At 74.5% G+C, this 17,071-nt stretch carries 14 protein-coding genes; 9 read left to right on the forward strand and 5 right to left on the reverse strand.

Translation table 11 applies throughout. The features are described from left to right. Positions 1-68: 68 nt before the first annotated feature. Positions 69-2,525 (reverse strand): penicillin-binding protein, encoded by a 2,457-nt coding sequence (locus HDA31_RS00270; RefSeq protein ID WP_178067897.1) that lies wholly within the window; start codon positions 2,523-2,525, stop codon positions 69-71. A gap of 396 nt (positions 2,526-2,921) precedes the next feature. On the opposite strand from HDA31_RS00270, the gene HDA31_RS00275 reads away from it, so the two are divergent. Continuing rightward, entirely contained in the window at positions 2,922-3,239 is a 318-nt protein-coding gene (locus HDA31_RS00275; RefSeq protein WP_074472222.1) for a WhiB family transcriptional regulator, read from the forward strand. A gap of 41 nt (positions 3,240-3,280) precedes the next feature. Here the strand turns inward: HDA31_RS00275 and bagB are convergent, their stop codons facing one another. The 3 genes from bagB to HDA31_RS00290 are packed head-to-tail and all read right to left on the reverse strand — an operon-like array spanning position 3,281 to position 6,213. Then, positions 3,281-4,432: an ArsA family ATPase gene (gene bagB, locus HDA31_RS00280; RefSeq protein WP_178066684.1), complete on the reverse strand. Its 1,152-nt coding sequence runs from the start codon at positions 4,430-4,432 to the stop codon at positions 3,281-3,283. A 54-nt stretch (positions 4,433-4,486) separates the two neighbouring features. Continuing rightward, positions 4,487-5,464: an ATPase BagA gene (bagA, locus tag HDA31_RS00285; RefSeq protein ID WP_178066683.1), complete on the reverse strand. Its 978-nt coding sequence runs from the start codon at positions 5,462-5,464 to the stop codon at positions 4,487-4,489. Between the two features lie 47 nt (positions 5,465-5,511). Then, positions 5,512-6,213, reverse strand: a complete 702-nt coding sequence (locus HDA31_RS00290) for an Rv0361 family membrane protein (protein WP_178066682.1) — start codon at positions 6,211-6,213, stop codon at positions 5,512-5,514. Positions 6,214-6,574: 361 nt separating this feature from the next. Between HDA31_RS00290 and HDA31_RS00295 the strand changes: the two genes are divergently transcribed. The 7 genes from HDA31_RS00295 to HDA31_RS00325 all read left to right on the forward strand — a co-directional run bounded on the left by HDA31_RS00295 (position 6,575) and on the right by HDA31_RS00325 (position 14,608). Next, complete coding sequence (locus HDA31_RS00295) at positions 6,575-7,063, forward strand: hypothetical protein (protein ID WP_074472226.1); 489 nt, start codon at positions 6,575-6,577, stop codon at positions 7,061-7,063. A 44-nt stretch (positions 7,064-7,107) separates the two neighbouring features. After that, positions 7,108-7,263: a Sp36 family protein gene (gene sp36 / locus HDA31_RS00300; protein WP_141723594.1), complete on the forward strand. Its 156-nt coding sequence runs from the start codon at positions 7,108-7,110 to the stop codon at positions 7,261-7,263. Between the two features lie 5 nt (positions 7,264-7,268). Then, positions 7,269-7,730 carry a RidA family protein gene (locus tag HDA31_RS00305; protein WP_074472790.1) on the forward strand — a complete coding sequence of 154 codons (462 nt, stop codon included), beginning with the start codon at positions 7,269-7,271 and terminating at the stop codon, positions 7,728-7,730. 140 nt (positions 7,731-7,870) lie between these two features. Then, positions 7,871-8,683 (forward strand): MBL fold metallo-hydrolase, encoded by an 813-nt coding sequence (locus HDA31_RS00310; protein ID WP_178066681.1) that lies wholly within the window; start codon positions 7,871-7,873, stop codon positions 8,681-8,683. Next, a complete protein-coding gene (locus HDA31_RS00315; protein ID WP_178066680.1) occupies positions 8,680-12,261 on the forward strand; it encodes an adenylate/guanylate cyclase domain-containing protein in 3,582 nt (1,193 codons plus the stop codon). Before HDA31_RS00310 ends, HDA31_RS00315 begins: the two co-directional genes overlap by 4 nt. A gap of 178 nt (positions 12,262-12,439) precedes the next feature. After that, the gene (locus tag HDA31_RS00320; RefSeq protein ID WP_178066679.1) at positions 12,440-12,955 is read left to right on the forward strand and encodes a hypothetical protein; all 516 of its coding nucleotides are present in this window, start codon (positions 12,440-12,442) and stop codon (positions 12,953-12,955) included. Positions 12,956-12,985: 30 nt separating this feature from the next. Further along, entirely contained in the window at positions 12,986-14,608 is a 1,623-nt protein-coding gene (locus HDA31_RS00325) for a serine/threonine-protein kinase (protein ID WP_178066678.1), read from the forward strand. On the opposite strand, the gene HDA31_RS00330 is transcribed toward HDA31_RS00325, so the two are convergent. After that, positions 14,595-14,945 (reverse strand): hypothetical protein, encoded by a 351-nt coding sequence (locus HDA31_RS00330; RefSeq protein ID WP_178066677.1) that lies wholly within the window; start codon positions 14,943-14,945, stop codon positions 14,595-14,597. The genes HDA31_RS00325 and HDA31_RS00330 overlap by 14 nt on opposite strands. Before the next feature lie 288 nt (positions 14,946-15,233). On the opposite strand from HDA31_RS00330, the gene HDA31_RS00335 reads away from it, so the two are divergent. Further along, positions 15,234-17,048 carry an alpha/beta hydrolase gene (locus HDA31_RS00335; RefSeq protein WP_178066676.1) on the forward strand — a complete coding sequence of 605 codons (1,815 nt, stop codon included), beginning with the start codon at positions 15,234-15,236 and terminating at the stop codon, positions 17,046-17,048. Positions 17,049-17,071: the final 23 nt, after the last annotated feature.

A 17,071-nucleotide genomic window follows, 5' to 3' on the forward strand; every position in this document is an offset into this window, starting at 1 on the left:
GAGAACGGGCGGGCACCCCCGGTGAGGGGTGCCCGCCCGTCGTCACGCGGGATGCGGGTGCGGCCGGGTCAGCCGTTGCGACCCGGTCGGCCGCCCTGGCCGGGGGTGTTGCCCGGGCCGCCGGGCCCGCCGCCGGTGCCGCCGCCGTTGTCCGGCGGGTTGGCGGGGGTGCCGCTGCCGCTGCTGACCTCGATGACGACCACGCCGCCCTTGATGGTGCGCCCGTTCGGGCTGGTGCCGGCGGCCTGGCCGGCCGCGCAGCTCGACGGCACCTTGGCCGAGGAGACCACCGGGTCGAAGCCGGCGCCCCGCAGCCGGTCCTTCGCGGTCTCGACGTCCACGCACTTCACGTCGGGGATCGACCGCTGGTCACCCTCCATGATCTTGCCGCTGGGCGGGGTGAACTCGATGCCCTTCTTGCCCTTCATGGCGTCGCGCAGCGTCTCGTACACCGGGGGGTTGATGCCCGTCGGGGTGTCGTGGCCCATCTGCTGGTTGGTCTGCGGCCAGTCCGGGTCGGCCATGATGCCGGCGACCGAGTACTGCTTGGTCATCGCGACCAGCGACGAGGTCTTCTCCGAGTCGGTGGTGCCGGACTTGCCGGCCACCGGCTTGCCGACGATGCCCCGCACATTGCCGGCGGTGGCGCCGGTGCACCGGGTGGTGGACGACCGGTCGCCGACCGGGCAGCGGGCCGCGTCCACGGCCGCGCGGGCGACCTGGGTGCTGATCCGCTGCTCGCAGCGCGGGTTGGCGATGTCGAGCTTCTTGCCGTCCGGGCCCTTGATCTCCTGCACCGGGATCGGCTCGCAGTACTTACCGTCGGCCGCGAGGGTCGCGTACGCGTTGGCCAGGTCCAGCGGGGTGGTGGCCGACACGCCGAGGGTGAACGCGCCCCACTGGTGCGCGGCCTCCTTGTTGTTGGCGAAGTCCGCGTCCTCGCTCGATCGGAACTCGATGCCCAGCTTCTGCGCCGCCTTGACCACGTTCTCCGCGCCGACCTGCTGCTGGAGCGGGACGAAGAAGGTGTTCACCGAGCGGCCGAACGCGCTCCACATGTTGTGCACGCCGGCCATCGATTCGACCGAGTTGGTCGGGCAGTAGTAGGGGCCCTGGCAGGCGGCCTTGCTGCTGGGATCGATGATGTATTCCGACTTGAACTGCTTCGGCGAGTTGATCGTGTAGCTGAGCGGGATGCCCTTCTCCAGCGCGGCCACGATCGTGAAGATCTTGAAGGTCGAGCCGGCCTGGTATCCCTTGATGTCGCCGCCACCGGAGAGCAGCGGGTTCACCGTGTTGGGGTAGTTGCCCCGGATGCCCTTGCTGCGCTTGCGCGGGTCGCTGTTCAGCTTGTTCTGCGGCTTCTTCGGGTCGTCGATCTTGAAGTTGCGGTTCACCGAGAGCGCGCGGACCCGGCCGGTGCCCGGCTCGACGACCGCGACCATCCGGGCCGCCTTGCTGTTGACGCCCAGGTTCTTGCGAACCGCCTTGTCGGCGCCGTTCTGCGCCTGCACGTCGAGGCTGGTGACGATCGTGTAGCCGCCGCTCTTGAGCCGCCGCTCCCGGTCGTACGAGGTCGAGCCGAACGTCTCCTCCTTCATCCACCAGCGGTAGAAGTAGTCGCAGAAGAAGCCCCACTCCTTCTTGTTGGTGGCGACGCAGCCGTTCGGGGTGGTCTTGTCCTTGATCACCATCTTGGTGGCCTTGGCCGCGTCACCCTCCTGCTGGGTGATCGCGCCAATCTTGATCATGTTGTCGATCACGTAGTTGCGCCGGTCCAGGGCGAGCGGGTACCCGGTCTTGGTGGTCGGGTCGTTCGTGCTCGGGGCCTTCACCATGCCGGCGAGCATGGCCGCTTCCTCGATCTTGAGCTTGCTCGGCGGCTTGCCGAAGTAGACCTGGCTGGCCGCGTAGACCCCGTACGCGCCGTTGCCGAAGGAGGCGAGGTTGAGGTAGCGGGTGAGGATCTCGTCCTTGGAGAACTCCTTGTCGACCTGGAGGGCCAGCCGCATCTCCCGCAGCTTGCGGGCGCTGGTGTCCTCGGTCGCCGCGACGACGTCGGCCGGGTGGGTGGCCGAGTAGGCGATGGCCAGCCGGACGTACTGCATCGTCAGCGTCGACGCGCCCTGCTGGGAGTTCGCGCCGGACTGGTTGTTGACGAACGCCCGGGCGACGCCGTTGAGGTCGACGCCGTTGTGCTTGTAGAAGTCGTGATCCTCGGCGGCGATGATCGCCTTCTGCATGTACGGCGAGATGTCGGCGAACTTCACGTCGCGCCGGTTCTCGTCGTACATGGTCGCGAGCGGCGTCTTGCCGTCGGACGCGAGCAGGTAGCTGATCTGCGGCGCGCGGCCCACCGTCAGCTCCTTGGGCAGCGCCCCGAAGGTCTCCGCGCCGGCCTTCGCGGCCAGACCGGACATCGCCACCGCGGGGAAGGCCGCCGCCGCGACCACCACGCCGGCCAGCAGGCCACAGACGAGCAGCGATGCGGCGTTGGTCAGCACATTATGGTCACGTTTCCGCATCCAGGTCACCTCGACAGGGTACGCGAGTAGGGAACGAGGGGCGCTGGGGCGTCTTTTCCCCATTTCCTGCGCGCGCCGACCTCGTTGTGCTAAACGCACGAGCCCTGGTGCGGGGTTGCGCGGATCCGCCACGAGTCTCCACCGATCGGAGGAGCGGCGCAGCGTTTTCACGTACTGCGGCGGGGTAGACGGGGGCCGAAGGCCCGGTAAGCCGGGAGTGTCCGTAATGATGGATTTTGCCGACAACGTTGCGTAATCGTCCAACTACAGAGCATGATGGTTGCGGCGACAGCCACAGTCGTCCGTGCCGCCCTGGGGAGGCCGGCCGGACGACCGGGGGGATTCGACGGCTGGTCGCGCGAAGTCGGTAGGTACTGCAAGGGGGGACGTGTACACATGGGCATGATCACTGACTGGCCGTCACTGGCGGCGTGTCAGAACGGGGACCCGGACGCGCTGTTCGTACAAGGCGCTGAACAGAACGTGGCGAAGCGGATCTGCCGGAGCTGCCCAGTTCGGTACGAGTGCCTGGCCGACGCGCTCGACAACCGGATCGAGTTCGGGGTCTGGGGCGGCATGACCGAGCGGGAACGCCGGGCCCTGCTGCGCCGGCACCCCCAGGTCGCCAGCTGGCGCAAGATGTTCGAGGCGGCCATGAAGAAGAACGCGAAGGACAGGTCCGGCAAGGACAAGGTCCTCGTCCCGACCGGCTGACGGCCGGTCGACAGGTCAGGGCCGGCCGATCGCGGGCCGGCTCACGGCCGGCTGACCGCCGCGCCGATCGTCCGCAGCCCGTCGACGTCGTGCACGTCGGCGGGCTGCGCCGTCACCGACACCGTCGGCACCTGCGGGAACGCCTCGGTGAACCGGGCCGCCACCCGCTGCTCGCGGTGCGCCTGCTGGACCAGCGCGGCGTGCGCCCGCAGCACGTCGACCGTGCCGTCGTGCCCGCCGGCCTCGGCCAGCCGCTGCGCGGCGGCCAGGCACGCCTCGGCGTCCAGCGCCGGCACCGTCGGCGCGTGCACCCGGTTGAGCACCAGCCCGGCCAGCGGCATCCGCTCGGAGCGCAGCCGGCCGGCGAAGTAGGCCGCCTCCCGGACCGCGTCCGGCTCCGGGGCCGCGACGAGCAGGAAGGCCGTCTCCCGCGCCTGGAGGATCCGGTACGTCTGCTCGGCCCGCTGCCGGAAGCCGCCGAACATCGAGTCCAGCGCCGCCACGAAGCCGGACAGGTCGGTGAGCAGCTGTGCGCCGAGCACCTTCTGCACCACCTTCGAGAACATCCCGAAGCTCGCGGTGACGAGGCTGAACATGCTGCGCCCCCCGCTGCGCGCCGGGGCCAGCAGCAGCCGCAGCATCCGGCCGTCGAGGAACCGGGAGAGCCGGGCCGGGGCGTCCAGGAAGTCCAGCGCCGAGCGGGACGGCGGGGTGTCCACCACGATCAGGTCCCACTCGCCCCGGGCGTGCAGCTGGCCCAGCTTCTCCATCGCCATGTATTCCTGCGTGCCGGCGAACGTCGAGCTCATCGCCTGGTAGAACGGGTTGGCGAAGATCTCCTGCGCCTTCGCCGGGTCGGTGTGCTGGAGCACCACGTCGTCGAACGTGCGCTTCATGTCCAGCATCATGGCGTGCAGCTCGCCGCCGCTGGCCTCGACGTCGATGCCCTTGACCTGGCGGGGCGTGTTGTCCAGCTCGGTCAGGCCCAGCGACTGGGCCAGCCGGCGGGCCGGGTCGATGGTGAGCACCACCGTGCGCCGGCCGTGCTGCTCGGCGGCGCGCAACGCGAGCGCGGCGGCGGTGGTCGTCTTGCCCACCCCGCCCGCCCCGCAGCACACCACGATCCGCACGCCCGGGTCGGCGAGGATCTGGTCGACGTCCAGCTGCGGCGCCGCGGCTTCGGAAGGCACCAATCGAGCGTATCGGGCTGTGCGCGGTCTCCGCGCCGTGCCGGCCGCCAGTGTGAGTCAATCGGCCCGCACGAGCACCCGGGACAGCTCCGCCAGCCCCGCCCGGTCCACCCCGTCGGGCAGCAGCGGCAGCTCGGTCAGGGGCAGGCCCAGATCGGCCAGGTCGCCGCGCAACGAGTCCTCCAGGTCCCGGCGGATCCGCTGGTCCCGGGCCTCGGCGGCGAGCCCGGCGACGGTCTCCCGGTCGGCCGGCAGCCCGGCGGCGGCCAGGCCACGCCGCAACTCGGCGGCGGTCACCGGCCGGCCGGCGGGCAGCGGCGGCCGGGCGGCGTTGACGATCACCCGTCCCACCGGAAAGCCGAGCTGGGTGAGCTCGGCGACGGCGTCCATCGTCTCCTGGACCGGCATCTCCTCCAGCAGCGTCACCACGTGCACCGCGGTCATCGGGGAGCGCAGCAGCGCGGCGACCCCCTCGCTCTGGGTCTTGATCGGGCCGACCTTGGCCAGCCGGGCCGTCTCCGCCGTCACGTTGAGGAACCGGCCGATCCGCCCGGTCGGCGGCGCGTCCAGCACCACCGCGTCGTACGCCCGGCGTTGCCCGGCCTTGCGGGTCGTCGCCTCCTTGACCTTGCCGGTGAGCAGCACGTCCCGCAGGCCGGGGGCGATGGTGGTGGCGAAGTCGATCGCGCCGAGCTTGCGCAGCGCCCGGCCGGCCGCGCCGAGCTTGTAGAACATGTCGAGGTATTCCAGCAGGGCCTCCTCGGCGTCCACCGCGAGGGCCCGCACCTCCCCGCCGCCCGGCGCGTCGGTGAGGTGGCGCTCGGCGTACGGCAGCGGGTCGGTGCCGAAGAGCTGGGCGATGCCCTGCCGCCCCTCGACCTCGACCAGCAGGGTGCGCCGGCCGTCGGCGGCCAGTGCCAGGGCCAGGGCCGCCGCCACGCTGGTCTTGCCGGTGCCACCCTTGCCGGTCACGACGTTCAGGCGCGCCGGCCACTGCGTGGAGACCGGGTCGGCCGGCCGCTCAGCTGCTCGCACCCGTCGAGCCTATCCACCCGGCCGGCGTCGTCCGTCGGGTCGCCCCGTCAGGCGATCTCGCAGACCCACCAGCCGGTCTTCTGCACGACGGTGAAGCGGAGATCCTGGTCGGCGACCTTCTCGTCGGACGTCGTCATGGTCACCCTCGTGGTGACGGTGGCCCGGTCGCCGGTCTGGTTGTCCACCTTCGGGCCGGTCCACCGGAACCGGGCGTCGGAGTACTGCTCGGCGTACCGCTTCAGCTCCGCGACCTTGGCGGTGATCTTGCGGTCGTCGCGGGCGGCGGCGCAGACGTAGCCGGCCGCCTTGCGGGCGTCCCGTTCCCGGTAGACGGCGGTGAGGAAGTTCTCCACGGCGACCGTCGGCTCCGTCGCGCCCTCGCCGTTCTCCGTGCTGCGCAGGGTGAAGAACGCGGCGGCGCCGCCGCCACCGCAGAGCAGCAGCGCCAGGACCGCCACGAGCGAGGCGACGAGCACGCCCCGCCGCTGCTTCGGCGCGCCCGGTGCGTGGTAAGGCGGGTAGCCCGGCGGGGGTGGCGGGATCGCGCCGGCCCCCGGCCCCGCGGGGCCGCCGAAGGGGAAGGGCTGGGTCGCCGGGGAGCCGAACGGCGCGGGCCCGGCCGGGGAGCCGAACGGGCTGGCGCCCGGCGGCGCGGGGGAGACCGGCCCGCCCGGTGGGCCGGGCGTGTGGTCGCCGGAGGGCGGACCGCTGGGCGATCCGGTGGCGCCGCCGTGGGGCGGTTGGGTCATGTCTTTCCCCCGGGGGTGCGGCGCGTCGTCGTCCCGGTGGGACGCGAGCACTGGTCGAGCGAAGGCAGGTTGCGGAGGCGGTCGGGCTTGCGTGGCCCGTCCGACGGAAGGGTAGCGGTGAACCCGACCCAGGGTGGGGCCCCGGGCGGCCTGATGGACACGACGATCACGAAAGCGCGCGCGGCGCCATCCGGTACCGGACCGCGATCTGTCGCATATGTGACTTTCGGTGCCCGGTCATGCGCGCCCGGTTGTCCCTGTCCGAAAACGGCCCTACGTTCGTGCCCACGCGGGGGGCGGATCGGCGGATGGTCCGAGCCGATGGTGACGACGTGATCAGGTGCGAGGCCCGGAGGCAGCAATGCGCGACACCGACAACATCTCCCGAGCCCAGTTCCCGCCGCAGACCGGTTGCGCCCGGCGCGCCGGGGCCGGCCCCGGCGGCGAGGAGGGACCGGTCACCGGCCTGCCGTTCAACGAGCGCTCCTACCGCCGGCTCACCGACCCGGGGGAGATGCTGCGCACGCTGAGCCGGCCCGCCGAGCGCCCCCGCGACGAGGAGGAGACCGGCTACGTCATCCACCTGCCGATCCGGGTGGCCGACCTGGCGACGGCCACCGCGCTGGCCGGCCGCGTGGCGGTCTCGCTCGGCTTCCTGCCCGAGCTGGACGCCGGGGAGACCACCGTCTCGACGGCCGACGACCAGAACAACCGGCACCGGGTCTTCTGCGACCTGCTGCTGGCGGACCGGTCGCGCTGCCCCCAGCGGTACGACCACGAGGGCCCCTGCGGCGAGCCGCCGGCCGCCCCGGAGCAGCGTCCCGCGCCGGGCGGTCCCGCCGGATCGTAGGCTGGGGCCGACACAGTCGCCGCCTCCTAGGGAGCCCCGCACCGATGCAGAAGTGGGAATACTCGACCGTCCCGCTGCTGGTCCACGCGACCAAGCAGATCCTCGACACCTGGGGCGAGGACGGCTGGGAACTCGTCTCCGTGGTCCCCGGCCCCAACCCGGAGCAGCTCGTGGCGTACCTCAAGCGGCCGAAGGCGTGAGCGGGGTGGGCAACGGGCCGCACGCGAAGCTCGCCGAGCTCGGGCTGACCCTGCCCGACGTGGTGCCCCCGGTGGCCAGCTACGTGCCGGCCGTGCAGTCCGGGCAGCACGTCTTCGTCTCCGGGCAGCTCCCGATGGCCGACGGCAAGCTGCTGGCCACCGGCAAGGTCGGCGCGGGGGTCTCCGCCGAGCAGGCCAAGGACCTGGCGCAGCGGTGTGCGCTGAACGGCCTCGCCGCCGTCGACGCGCTGGTCGGCCTGGAGAACGTGGTCAAGGTCGTCAAGGTGACCGGCTTCGTGGCCAGCGCGCCCGGCTTCACCGGCCAGCCCGGCGTGATCAACGGCGCGTCCGACCTGTTCGGCGCGGTCTTCGGCGAGGCGGGCCGGCACGCCCGCTCCGCGGTAGGCGTCTCGGAGCTCCCCCTGGACGCCCCGGTAGAGGTCGAACTGATCGTCGAGGTCGCCTGACCCGCACCCCCCGCACCCGCACCCCCCCACCCCCGCGATCTTGCACTTCGGGCCCGGGCGAAAGCCGCGTACGGGCACGAAAACCGGGCCACAAGTGCAAGATCGCGGGGAGTGGCGGGGGGAGTCGTACGATCGCTGGCATGACCGGGCACATCACGGCGGCCGTGGCCGCGCTGGCTGACGAGCTGCCGGGATGGGTGACCCTGCTGCGGGCACCGAACCCGGGGCCGATGACCCTCGACGGCACCAACACGTGGGTGCTGCGGGCCGGGCCCGGCGCGCCCGCCCTGGTCGTCGACCCGGGGCCCGCCGACGACGGGCACCTGGCCGCGATCGCCGCCCACGCCCCCGTCGCCACCGTGCTGATCACCCACGGGCACCCTGACCACACCGAGGGCTCGCCCCGGCTGCGCGAGCTGCTCGGCGGGGCGCCCGTGCGGGCCGTCGACCCCGCGCACAGCCACGGCGGTCCGCCGCTGACCGCCGGCGAGGCCCTGCCCGCCGCCGGCCTCACCGTGCGGGCGCTGCCCACCCCCGGGCACACCGGCGACTCCGTCTGCTTCCTCGTCGAGCACGGCGACGAGCGGGTCGTGCTCACCGGCGACACCATCCTCGGGCGGGGCACCACCGTCGTCGCCCACCCCGACGGGCAGCTCGGGGCATACTTCGACAGCCTGGAGCTGCTCTCGACGTACCGGGGGATCCCGGCGCTGCCCGGCCACGGCCCGGCGCTGGCCGACTGCGGCGCCGCCGCCGAGTTCTACCTCGCCCACCGCCGCGCCCGGCTCGACCAGGTGCGGCAGGCGGTCGCCGAGGGCGCGCGGACCGCCCCCGAGGTGGTGGCCCGGGTGTACGCGGACGTCGACCGGTCGCTGTGGTGGGCGGCCGAGTGGTCGGTCCGCGCGCAACTGGACTACCTGGGGGTGCCCCCCGAACCGGCGGGCCGGTCGTGACCTGCCCCGTCTGCGGGACGGTCGCCGTGCCGGGGGCCCGGTTCTGCCACAACTGCGGAGCCGCGCTGCCGGCCGCCGCCACGCTGCCCGCCGCCGAACGGCGGGTCGTCACCGTGCTGTTCGGCGACCTGTCCGACTTCACCTCCTGGTCGGAGGACCTCGACCCGGAACGCGTCGGCGCGGTCACCGACCGGGTGCTCGCCGCCCTCGCCGGGGCCGTGAAGACGTTCGGCGGGCACGTCGACAAGCTCACCGGCGACGGGATCATGGCCGTCTTCGGCGCGCCCGTCGCCCACGAGGACGACGCCGAGCGGGCCGTCCGCGCCGCCCTGTCCATGCAGCGGGCGGTGCGCCGGGTGCTCGACGACGAGCGGGGCGGCGGCGCGCCGCTCGGCCTGCGCGTCGGCCTGAACACCGGCGACGTGATCGCCGGCATCCAGGCGGCCATCGAATACACCGTCATCGGTGACACCGTCAACACCGCCGCCCGGCTCGCCGACGCCGCCGCCGTCGGCGCCGTCTACGCCGGGGCCCGCACCTCCGCCGCCACCCGGCACGTGGCGTCCTGGCGGGCGCTGCGCCCGCTGCGGCTCAAGGGCAAGCGGGAACCCGTCGAGGCGTACGAGCTGCTCGGCCTCCTCGACGCCCCCGGCACCCGCTCCGGCCTCGGCGACGAGGCCCCGTTCGTCGGCCGGGAGACCGAGATCGGCCGGGTCGCCGGCCGGCTCGCCGAGGTCATCGACCGGGGCGAGCCCCGGGTGCTGCTGATGACCGCCGAGGCGGGCATCGGCAAGTCCCGGTTCGCCGCCGAGGTCGAACGCCTCGCCGCCGGCTACGACGTCGGGGCCGGCCGGTACGCCGCGCACACCGGCGCGCGGGTGCTGTCCGTGCGCTGCGCCGCGTTCGGCGAACGCCGTCGGCTCGCGCCCCTGGCCGACCTGGTCCGCGCCGCCGTCGGCCTGCCCAACGACACGGCCACCGCGCTGACCCGGCCCGCCGTCGAGGAGCGGCTGCGCCGGCTCAACCAGCGCATCGGCCGGCTCGGGGACGACGCCCCGCCGGTCGCCGCCGACCAGTTGCTGGCCCTGCTCGGCTACGCCGACCTGCCCGCCGGCAACCCGGCCGACCAGGGCGAGTGGGGCGGCGGCGCGCAGCAGCCCGCCGACGTGGACGCCGTGCCCAACGCGGTCGCCGACCTGCTCAGCGCCCTGGCCGCCGAAGCGCCGCTGGTGGTGCTCGTCGACGATCTGCACGACGCCACCACCGAGACGATCCGCGCCCTCGGGGTCGCCCTGTCCCGCATCGCCGGCCCGGTGCTGGTGCTGCTGCTCGGCCGCCCCGAGCTGGTCCGCACCGCCGGCGCGCTGACCCGGGTCGCCGACGCCGAGGTGCACGCCCTGCCCCCGCTGCGCGGCGCCGACGCGGCCCGGCTGCTCACCAGCTACCTCGGCGGCGGGAAGCTGCCGCAGCCCGACGCCGACCGGCTGCTCGCCACCGCCCAGGGCAACCCGTTCTACCTCGCCGAGCTGGTCACCCTGCTCATGGAGCGGGGCGCGCTGACCGCCGTGGCCGACCGGTCCGCCCCGGCCAACTCCGGCTGGCGGCTCGCCCCCGGCTCGCTGGGCAGCCGGCTGCTCTCCCGCGACCTCGCCGCCGTGCTCGCCGCGCGCATCGACGCGCTGCCGCCGGACGCCCGGTCGGTGCTGCGCGACGCCGCCGTCGTCGGCGACACCGTGCCCGACGGCGGGCTGGAGGCGCTGCGCGAGCAGCGCGCCGGGCGGGACGGCCGACCGGCCGCCGTGGTCGCCGTCGAGCTGGACCGGGCCGTCGAGGAGCTGCTGCAACGCCGGATGCTGCACCGCACCCGCACCGGGTACGCGTTCGCCACCCCGCTGATGCGGGAGGCCGCGTACTCCGGGGTGAGCAAGGCCGAGCTGGCCGAGCGGCACGCGGCGCTGGCCCGGTGGGCCGCCCCCGACGGGCCGGCCGCGCCGGGCGGGTTCACCGACACCGCCCGCGACGCGTTCGTCGCCGAGCACGTCGAGCGGGCCGCCGCGCTCGCCGACGCCGTCAAGCTGCGCCCGGACGCGCCGGCCCGCACCGTCGCGCCGCTGGGCGTGGCCGCGCTGGGCCGGGCCGCCCGCCGGTCCCTGCAGGCCGGGGAGCCGGCCGCCGCCGTCGAGTACGCCGAACGCGCCGCCGAGCTGGCCCGGGACGGGCTGCCCGCCGCCGACCGGGTGGTGCACGCCCGCGCGCTGCTCCAGGTCGGCCGGCCCGGGGACGCGCTCGCCTACGCCGAGAAGATCGCCGCCAACGCCGGGGACGACGCGGGCACCCGGGCCAGCGCCCTGCTGCTCGCCGGGCAGGCCCACCAGACCCTCGGCGACCAGGGCCGGGCCGTGGCCTCCTGGCAGGAGGCGTTGCAGGTGGCCGGCGTCGGCGGGCTGCCCAACCTGCGCGCCTCGGCGATGCGCCGGCTCGGCATGGCCGACTTCATCGCCGGCCGGCTCGGCCAGGCCAGCAGCCGGCTCGCCGCGTCCTACCAGGTCAGCCTCGCGGCGCAGGACCGGCGGGGGCAGGCGTGGTCGTTGCAGAACCTGGCCTGGGTCACCACCACCCGCGGCGACTTCGCCGGCACCGACGCGGTGCTGAGCCGGGCCGCCCGCCTCTTCGCCGAGCTGAAGGACCCGTACGGGCGGGCGTGGCTGCGCGGCACCACGGCGTTCGCCCGGCTGCTCGCCGGCCGGCTGCGCGAGGCCCGCCGGCTGGCGCGGGTCTTCCTGCCGTTCGGGGAGCGGGTCGGCGAGGCGTGGGCCGTCGGCACGCTGCGCGCCGTCGAGGCGTTCGCCGGGGCGGAGCTGGGCGAACTGGGCGAGGCCGACGGGGCGGCCCGCCGGGCGTACCGGGACTTCGCCGAGGTCTCCGACGACTGGGGGCGGGGCTTCGCCTTGGTGGCGCGGGGGGTGGTCGCCCGGGGGCTGGGCGAGCCGGAGCATGCCGCCGACCTGCTCGCCGACGCCCTGTCGTACGCCGAGCGGACCTCGCACCCGCTGCTCACCGGGATGGCCGGCACGCTGCGCGGCTTCGTGGCGCTGGACCTGGGCGACTGCGAGACCGCCGAACGGTCGGCGCGGGCGGTGCTGACCACCGTCGAGCCGCACAACCCGCAGGCCCCCGCCCAGGTGGGCCCCCGGGTGCTGCTGGCCACCGCCCGGCTCGCCGCCGGCGACCCGGCGACCGCCGTGGGGCTGCTCGCCCCGGTGGCCACCGCCGCCGCGAACGCGCCCTCGCTGCTCTTCTCCCGCCAGCAGACCATGGCCCGGTACGCTTCCGCGCTGCTCGCCCACGGCCAGCTCGACCAGGCGCTCGACTGGGCGCACCGGGCCCTGGCCGTCCCCGCCGAGGACGTGCGCAGCCAGGTGATCGCGGCGAGCGTGCTGGCCGAGGCGCTGGCCGCCTGCGGGCGTCCCGTCGAGGCGCTGGCCCGGGCCGAGGAGGCGGTGCGCCTGGCGTACGCGACGGAGCAGCGCAGCGAGCGGCTCGCGGCCGACGCGCTGCGCGTGCGCCTGCGGGGGTAAGGAGGGGCCCCTTGTTAACGCCTACGGTAGAGAGGGGTCCCCTACTCACCGGTCAGCGGTGGGCGCGCTGAGGCGATCCTGTCGGTTCCGCCGATGCGGGTGTCGGCGGCAGCGGCTACGGTGACACTCGATGAGGCGGTCCACTGTGGGGCCGTCGTGCCCGTCCCCGGGAGGCGTGATGAGGCTGCCCCGTTCCAGTGCCGGCTGGACGATCGCGGTCTTCGGCGTCCTGGCACTGCTGATGGGCGCGCTCGGGCTGCTCTGGCCCGAGGCACAGCTGCGCATGCTCGGCTTCGAGGTGCCGCAGAGCCGGTCCGCCGGGGACTACACCGGCACGTTCCTGACGGCGTCGGCCATGGCGTCGTTCAACATGGGGGTCTACTACCTGCTCGCCACGGCGACCGAGTGGCGGGCCTTCTACCGGTTCACGGTCGTCTTCCGGCTGGTCACCTTCGCCGTCTTCACCATCGTGGTGCTCGCGGACGTCGCACCGGACCGGTTCTTCGGGGTGGCGCTCTGGGAGGGGCTGGGCGCGGTCGCCACCGCCGTGGCCCTGCGCCGGGACGCCCGCCGCGCCGCCCCCGCTCCCGGCGCGGCGCAGCCGGCGCGGCAGGCGTCGGCGGTGGCGGAGAGCGGGCGTCCGGCACCCGCGTCGGCGGGCGGCGGCTCCCGGTCTGCGGGCGCGGACCGCTGAGTCACCGGACCGGTTAGGTATTTTCGAGCAGTGACCGACACCCCGCCTGGCGCCCTGCGGCTGCCCATCGTGCCCGGTCTGACCGATCTGGAGGTATTTGCCCGGGGCGGCTACGCGACCGTCTACCGGGCCACCCAGATCTCCGTCGGGCGGGAGGTCGCGGTCAAGGTCGAGAACCGCACCCTGGACAACGAGCGGGACCAGGCCCGCTTCCTGCGCGAGGCGCGGGCCGCCGGGAGGATGTCGTCGCACCCGCACGTGGTGGACCTCTTCGACGTCGGCGTCACCGTCGACCGGCACCCCTACCTGATCATGGAGCTGTGCGACGGGTCCTACGCCGAGCGGATGCGCACCTCGCCCCTGGGCCCGGCGGAGACCCGCGACCTCGGCGTGAAGATCGCCGACGCGCTCGCCCACTCGCACGCCAACGGCGTGCTGCACCGCGACGTCAAGCCGGCGAACATCCTGTACTCGCACTTCAACCCGGCGGTGCTGGCCGACTTCGGGCTCGCCGTGCTGGGCGAGGTGCGCGACCCGACGGTGACCCTGGAGGTGCTCACCCCGGCCTACGCGCCGCCGGAGATGTTCAACCACAGCCCGCCGTCGCCGGCCGTCGACGTCTACTCGCTCTGCGCCACCCTCTACGCCGTCATGTTCGGCCGCCCGCCGCGCTGGCAGTCCGAGCGCAGCCCCAGCCTGGTCACCGTGCTGGAGATGTTCCACCAGCCGATCCCCGGGCTGCCCGGGGTGCCGGAGGAGCTGGTCGACGTGCTGCGGGCCGGCATGTCGAACGACCCGGGGGCCCGCCCGTCCGCCATCGAGCTGCGCGGCCTGCTCGCCGCCCTGCCGCTCGACCCGGTCAGCGCGCCCGTCAGCGGCGCCCCGATCTCCGGCGGCCCCACGTCCGGCGGCCCGACCGGCACCACCACCGGCAGCCCGTCCACGTCCGGGAGCCTCTACGGCACCAGCCAGCCCGGCGTCACCGGGGGCCCGTCCACCTCCGGCGGCCTCTACGGCACCGGCCAGCCGTCCCGTCCCGCCCCGCGCCCCCCGGTGACGCACGACCACCCCACCGAGCCGGTGACGTCCGGGCGTCGGTGGCGGCGGCGCTGGTTCCTCGGCGGCGCGGGGGCGCTCGCGCTGGCCGCCTCGGCGAGCGCCGGGGCCTGGGTCGCCGGGAGCGCGCCCGCCACGCCGACGCCCACCCCCGTCGTCACGGTGGGCGGCACGACGACGGCCAGCAGGTGGGGGGCGCTGCCGGGCTGCGTATCCGGGTCGGCGGGCCCGGCCGAGCTGCCGGCGGGCGCGCGGTGCGTCGCCGAGTTGCAGTGCTACGGGCCGATGCGGGTGCGCGGCACCCGGGCGGACGCGCCCCGACTGCCCTGCGACGGCCGGCACACCTGGGAGGCCTACGCCGAGGGGGAGCTGCCGGCCGCCCTGGTCGACGCCGCGCACGACGAGGTGGCCGCCGACCCGCAGGTGCGTCAGGTGTGCAGTCCGGTGACGTTCCGGCTGACCAGCGGGATCGCGTACACCAGCGGTTGGCGGCTGGAGGTGCTGCCGCCGGCGGCGGACGGCCCGGACCGCACGTTCCGGTGCCTGGCCGGGCGCGGCGTCGACGGGTTGTACGAGCCGACCCTCACCGGTCGCTGAACCCGCTCGCGCCCTGCCGGCGTTCCCGCATGGCCCGCAGGTCGCGGCTGTCCAACGCCTCCAGGGTGTCGGCGTCGACGTCGCTGAGCCGGGCGACGGGTTGCCCCGGCCACTGCGCCGGTTCGTCGCCCCCGCGTTCGCGGGCCTCCTCGCGGCGGTGCCGCCCCTCCGTCACCGACACCCCGGCGATCATCACGAACAGGACGCAGAGCAGGGCGAGCACCACCGCCACGATGCTGCGCGGCTGCCACCAGACCAGCGCCACCAGCAGGGCGACCGCCGCCAGCGACGCGGCGACCGCCACGACGGGCACATCGGGCCGAGGGATTCGGGTCACCCGTCAAGGATGGCGGAGCCGACCGCCCTGTCAACCGTCGGCCCCGGTCACCGGCCCCGCGCGGGTGTCCACCCGGCCGGGTCGCCGCCCGCCCGCCCGGCCCGCCCGCCCGCGCTCCCCAGTGGACGGGTGAAGCCGCAGCGTCGAAGTGGCGAGATTCGTTACATCAGTCGGAGAAATGACTTTTTCCCAGGCATTTTGCGGGCGTTGGTCGTGGGCCCGGGTCCCTAGAGTGACGAGAGTCGGGGTTGCCCCGACACGTCCTGTAGCCCACCGGAAGGCAGCCGAATGCCCCGCACAACCCGGTCTCTCGCCGCAGCAGGAATCGCGGGGATCGTCCTCGCCGGAACGGCCGTCGCGCCGGCCGGCGCGGCACCGCCCACCGCCGGCTTCGGTCGTCCGGCCACCTCGGACCGGACCGACCCCGTCGAGGCCAGGCGCGTCGACAGCGTGCCGACGCCGAAGCTCGACTGGTACGCCTGCTACGGCACCGCCGAGTGCGCGACCGTGCGGCTCCCGCTCGACTACGACAAGCCGAAGGGCGCCACCACCGAGGTGGCGGTGCTGCGGGTCAAGGCGCGCGACCAGAAGAACCGGATCGGCAGCCTCTTCGTCAACCCGGGCGGCCCCGGCGGCTCCGGCACCGACCTGGCGCTCGCCGCGCCGTACTTCCTCGGCGACGACCTGCTCGACCGTTTCGACATCGTCGGCGTCGACCCGCGCGGCGTCGCGGCCAGCGAGAACGTCAGGTGCTTCCCGTCGGTCAAGGAGCAGACCAAGGCGTACGCCGGGCTGAACGTGGCCTTCCCGTGGACGAAGGCCGAGGAGCAGGCGTACGTCGCCTCGTCGAAGGCGGTCGGCAGGGCGTGCTCCAGCACCGGCAAGCCGCTCACCGGCGCCATGTCGACGGCCGAGGTCGCCCGGGACATGGAGGTGCTGCGCCGGGCCGTCGGCGACCCGAAGCTGAGCTACCTCGGCTTCAGCTACGGCACCGCCCTCGGGCAGTACTACGCCAACATGCTCCCCGACCGGGTCCGGGCCGTCGTCGTCGACGGCGTGCTCGACCCGAACGCGTGGGTGGGGCAGGGCAAGGCCCGCAACCAGCTCCAGGAGACCCGGCTGGCCAGCGCCGACGGCGCGTACAAGGCGCTGCGGGAGATCCTGAGGCGCTGCGCCTCCGCCGGCCCGCAGGCCTGCGCGCTCGCCGCCGGTGACCCCGTCGCCGCCGTCGAGACCGTGGCGACGCGGCTGCGCAGGAAGCCCCTGGTGTTCGACGACCCGGAGACCGGGGAGACGTACACGGTCAGCTACGCCGACTACGTCGGCGCGATGCTGAACGACCTCTACGCCCCGTACGGCTACGACGACATCGTCGGGATGACCGCCGACCTGCTGGTGCTCACCGACCCGACGGCGGCCCCGACGGCCCGCCGTGCCGAGACCCGCACGGCGCTCGCCCGCCGCGCCGCCACCGCCGCCACCCAGCAGGCCCGCCGCGGGTACGACTTCCCGTACGACAACAGCCTGGAGACCTTCCTCGGGGTGGACTGCACCGACGCGTACCACCCGAAGGACGCCGGCTCGTGGCCGGCGCTGGCCGCGAAGCAGGACGCGCGGGCGCCCTACTTCGGCCGGATCTGGGCCTGGGCCACCGCGCCGTGCGCCCGCGGCACCTGGACGGTGCGGGACGAGGATGCCTACCCCGGGCCGTTCGACAGGCGCACCAGCGCCCCGGTGCTGGTGGTCGGCAACTACTGGGACCCGGCGACCAACTACCAGGGCGCGGTCGCCTCGGCGGCGCTGCTGCCGAACAGCCGCCTGCTCAGCAGTGACAACTGGGGCCACACCGCGTACGGCACCTCGGCGTGCGCGACCGGAGCCATCGAGGCGTACCTGATCGACGGGACGCTGCCGGCCGAGGGCAAGGTCTGCGTCGGCGACGTCCAACCCTTCGCCGAGCCGGCCGCCGGTGCGGCCGGCACCCGGGTCACCGCGACGAAGGACGACCTGGCCCGGCGGGCCGCGCCGGCCCGCGGCGAGCCGAAGCGGCTGCCCCCGGTGGTCGCCCCGCTGCCGGCGGTCGGCACGCTGACCGTCCGCTGAGGACACCCGGGGGTACGGCGGAC

This window comes from Micromonospora carbonacea, assembly GCF_014205165.1.
Classification (GTDB): Bacteria; Actinomycetota; Actinomycetes; order Mycobacteriales; family Micromonosporaceae; genus Micromonospora; species Micromonospora carbonacea.

Bases quoted from the DNA above. Each gene is read 5' to 3' on its own strand.
- HDA31_RS00275 (WP_074472222.1), top strand. From the start codon at position 2,922: ATGGGCATGATCACTGACTGGCCGTCACTGGCGGCGTGTCAGAACGGG.
- HDA31_RS00320 (WP_178066679.1), top strand. From the start codon at position 12,440: ATGAGGCTGCCCCGTTCCAGTGCCGGCTGGACGATCGCGGTCTTCGGC.
- HDA31_RS00295 (WP_074472226.1), top strand. From the start codon at position 6,575: ATGCGCGACACCGACAACATCTCCCGAGCCCAGTTCCCGCCGCAGACC.
- HDA31_RS00270 (WP_178067897.1), bottom strand. From the start codon at position 2,525: ATGCGGAAACGTGACCATAATGTGCTGACCAACGCCGCATCGCTGCTC.
- HDA31_RS00310 (WP_178066681.1), top strand. From the start codon at position 7,871: ATGACCGGGCACATCACGGCGGCCGTGGCCGCGCTGGCTGACGAGCTG.
- HDA31_RS00290 (WP_178066682.1), bottom strand. From the start codon at position 6,213: ATGACCCAACCGCCCCACGGCGGCGCCACCGGATCGCCCAGCGGTCCG.
- sp36 (WP_141723594.1), top strand. From the start codon at position 7,108: ATGCAGAAGTGGGAATACTCGACCGTCCCGCTGCTGGTCCACGCGACC.
- HDA31_RS00335 (WP_178066676.1), top strand. From the start codon at position 15,234: ATGCCCCGCACAACCCGGTCTCTCGCCGCAGCAGGAATCGCGGGGATC.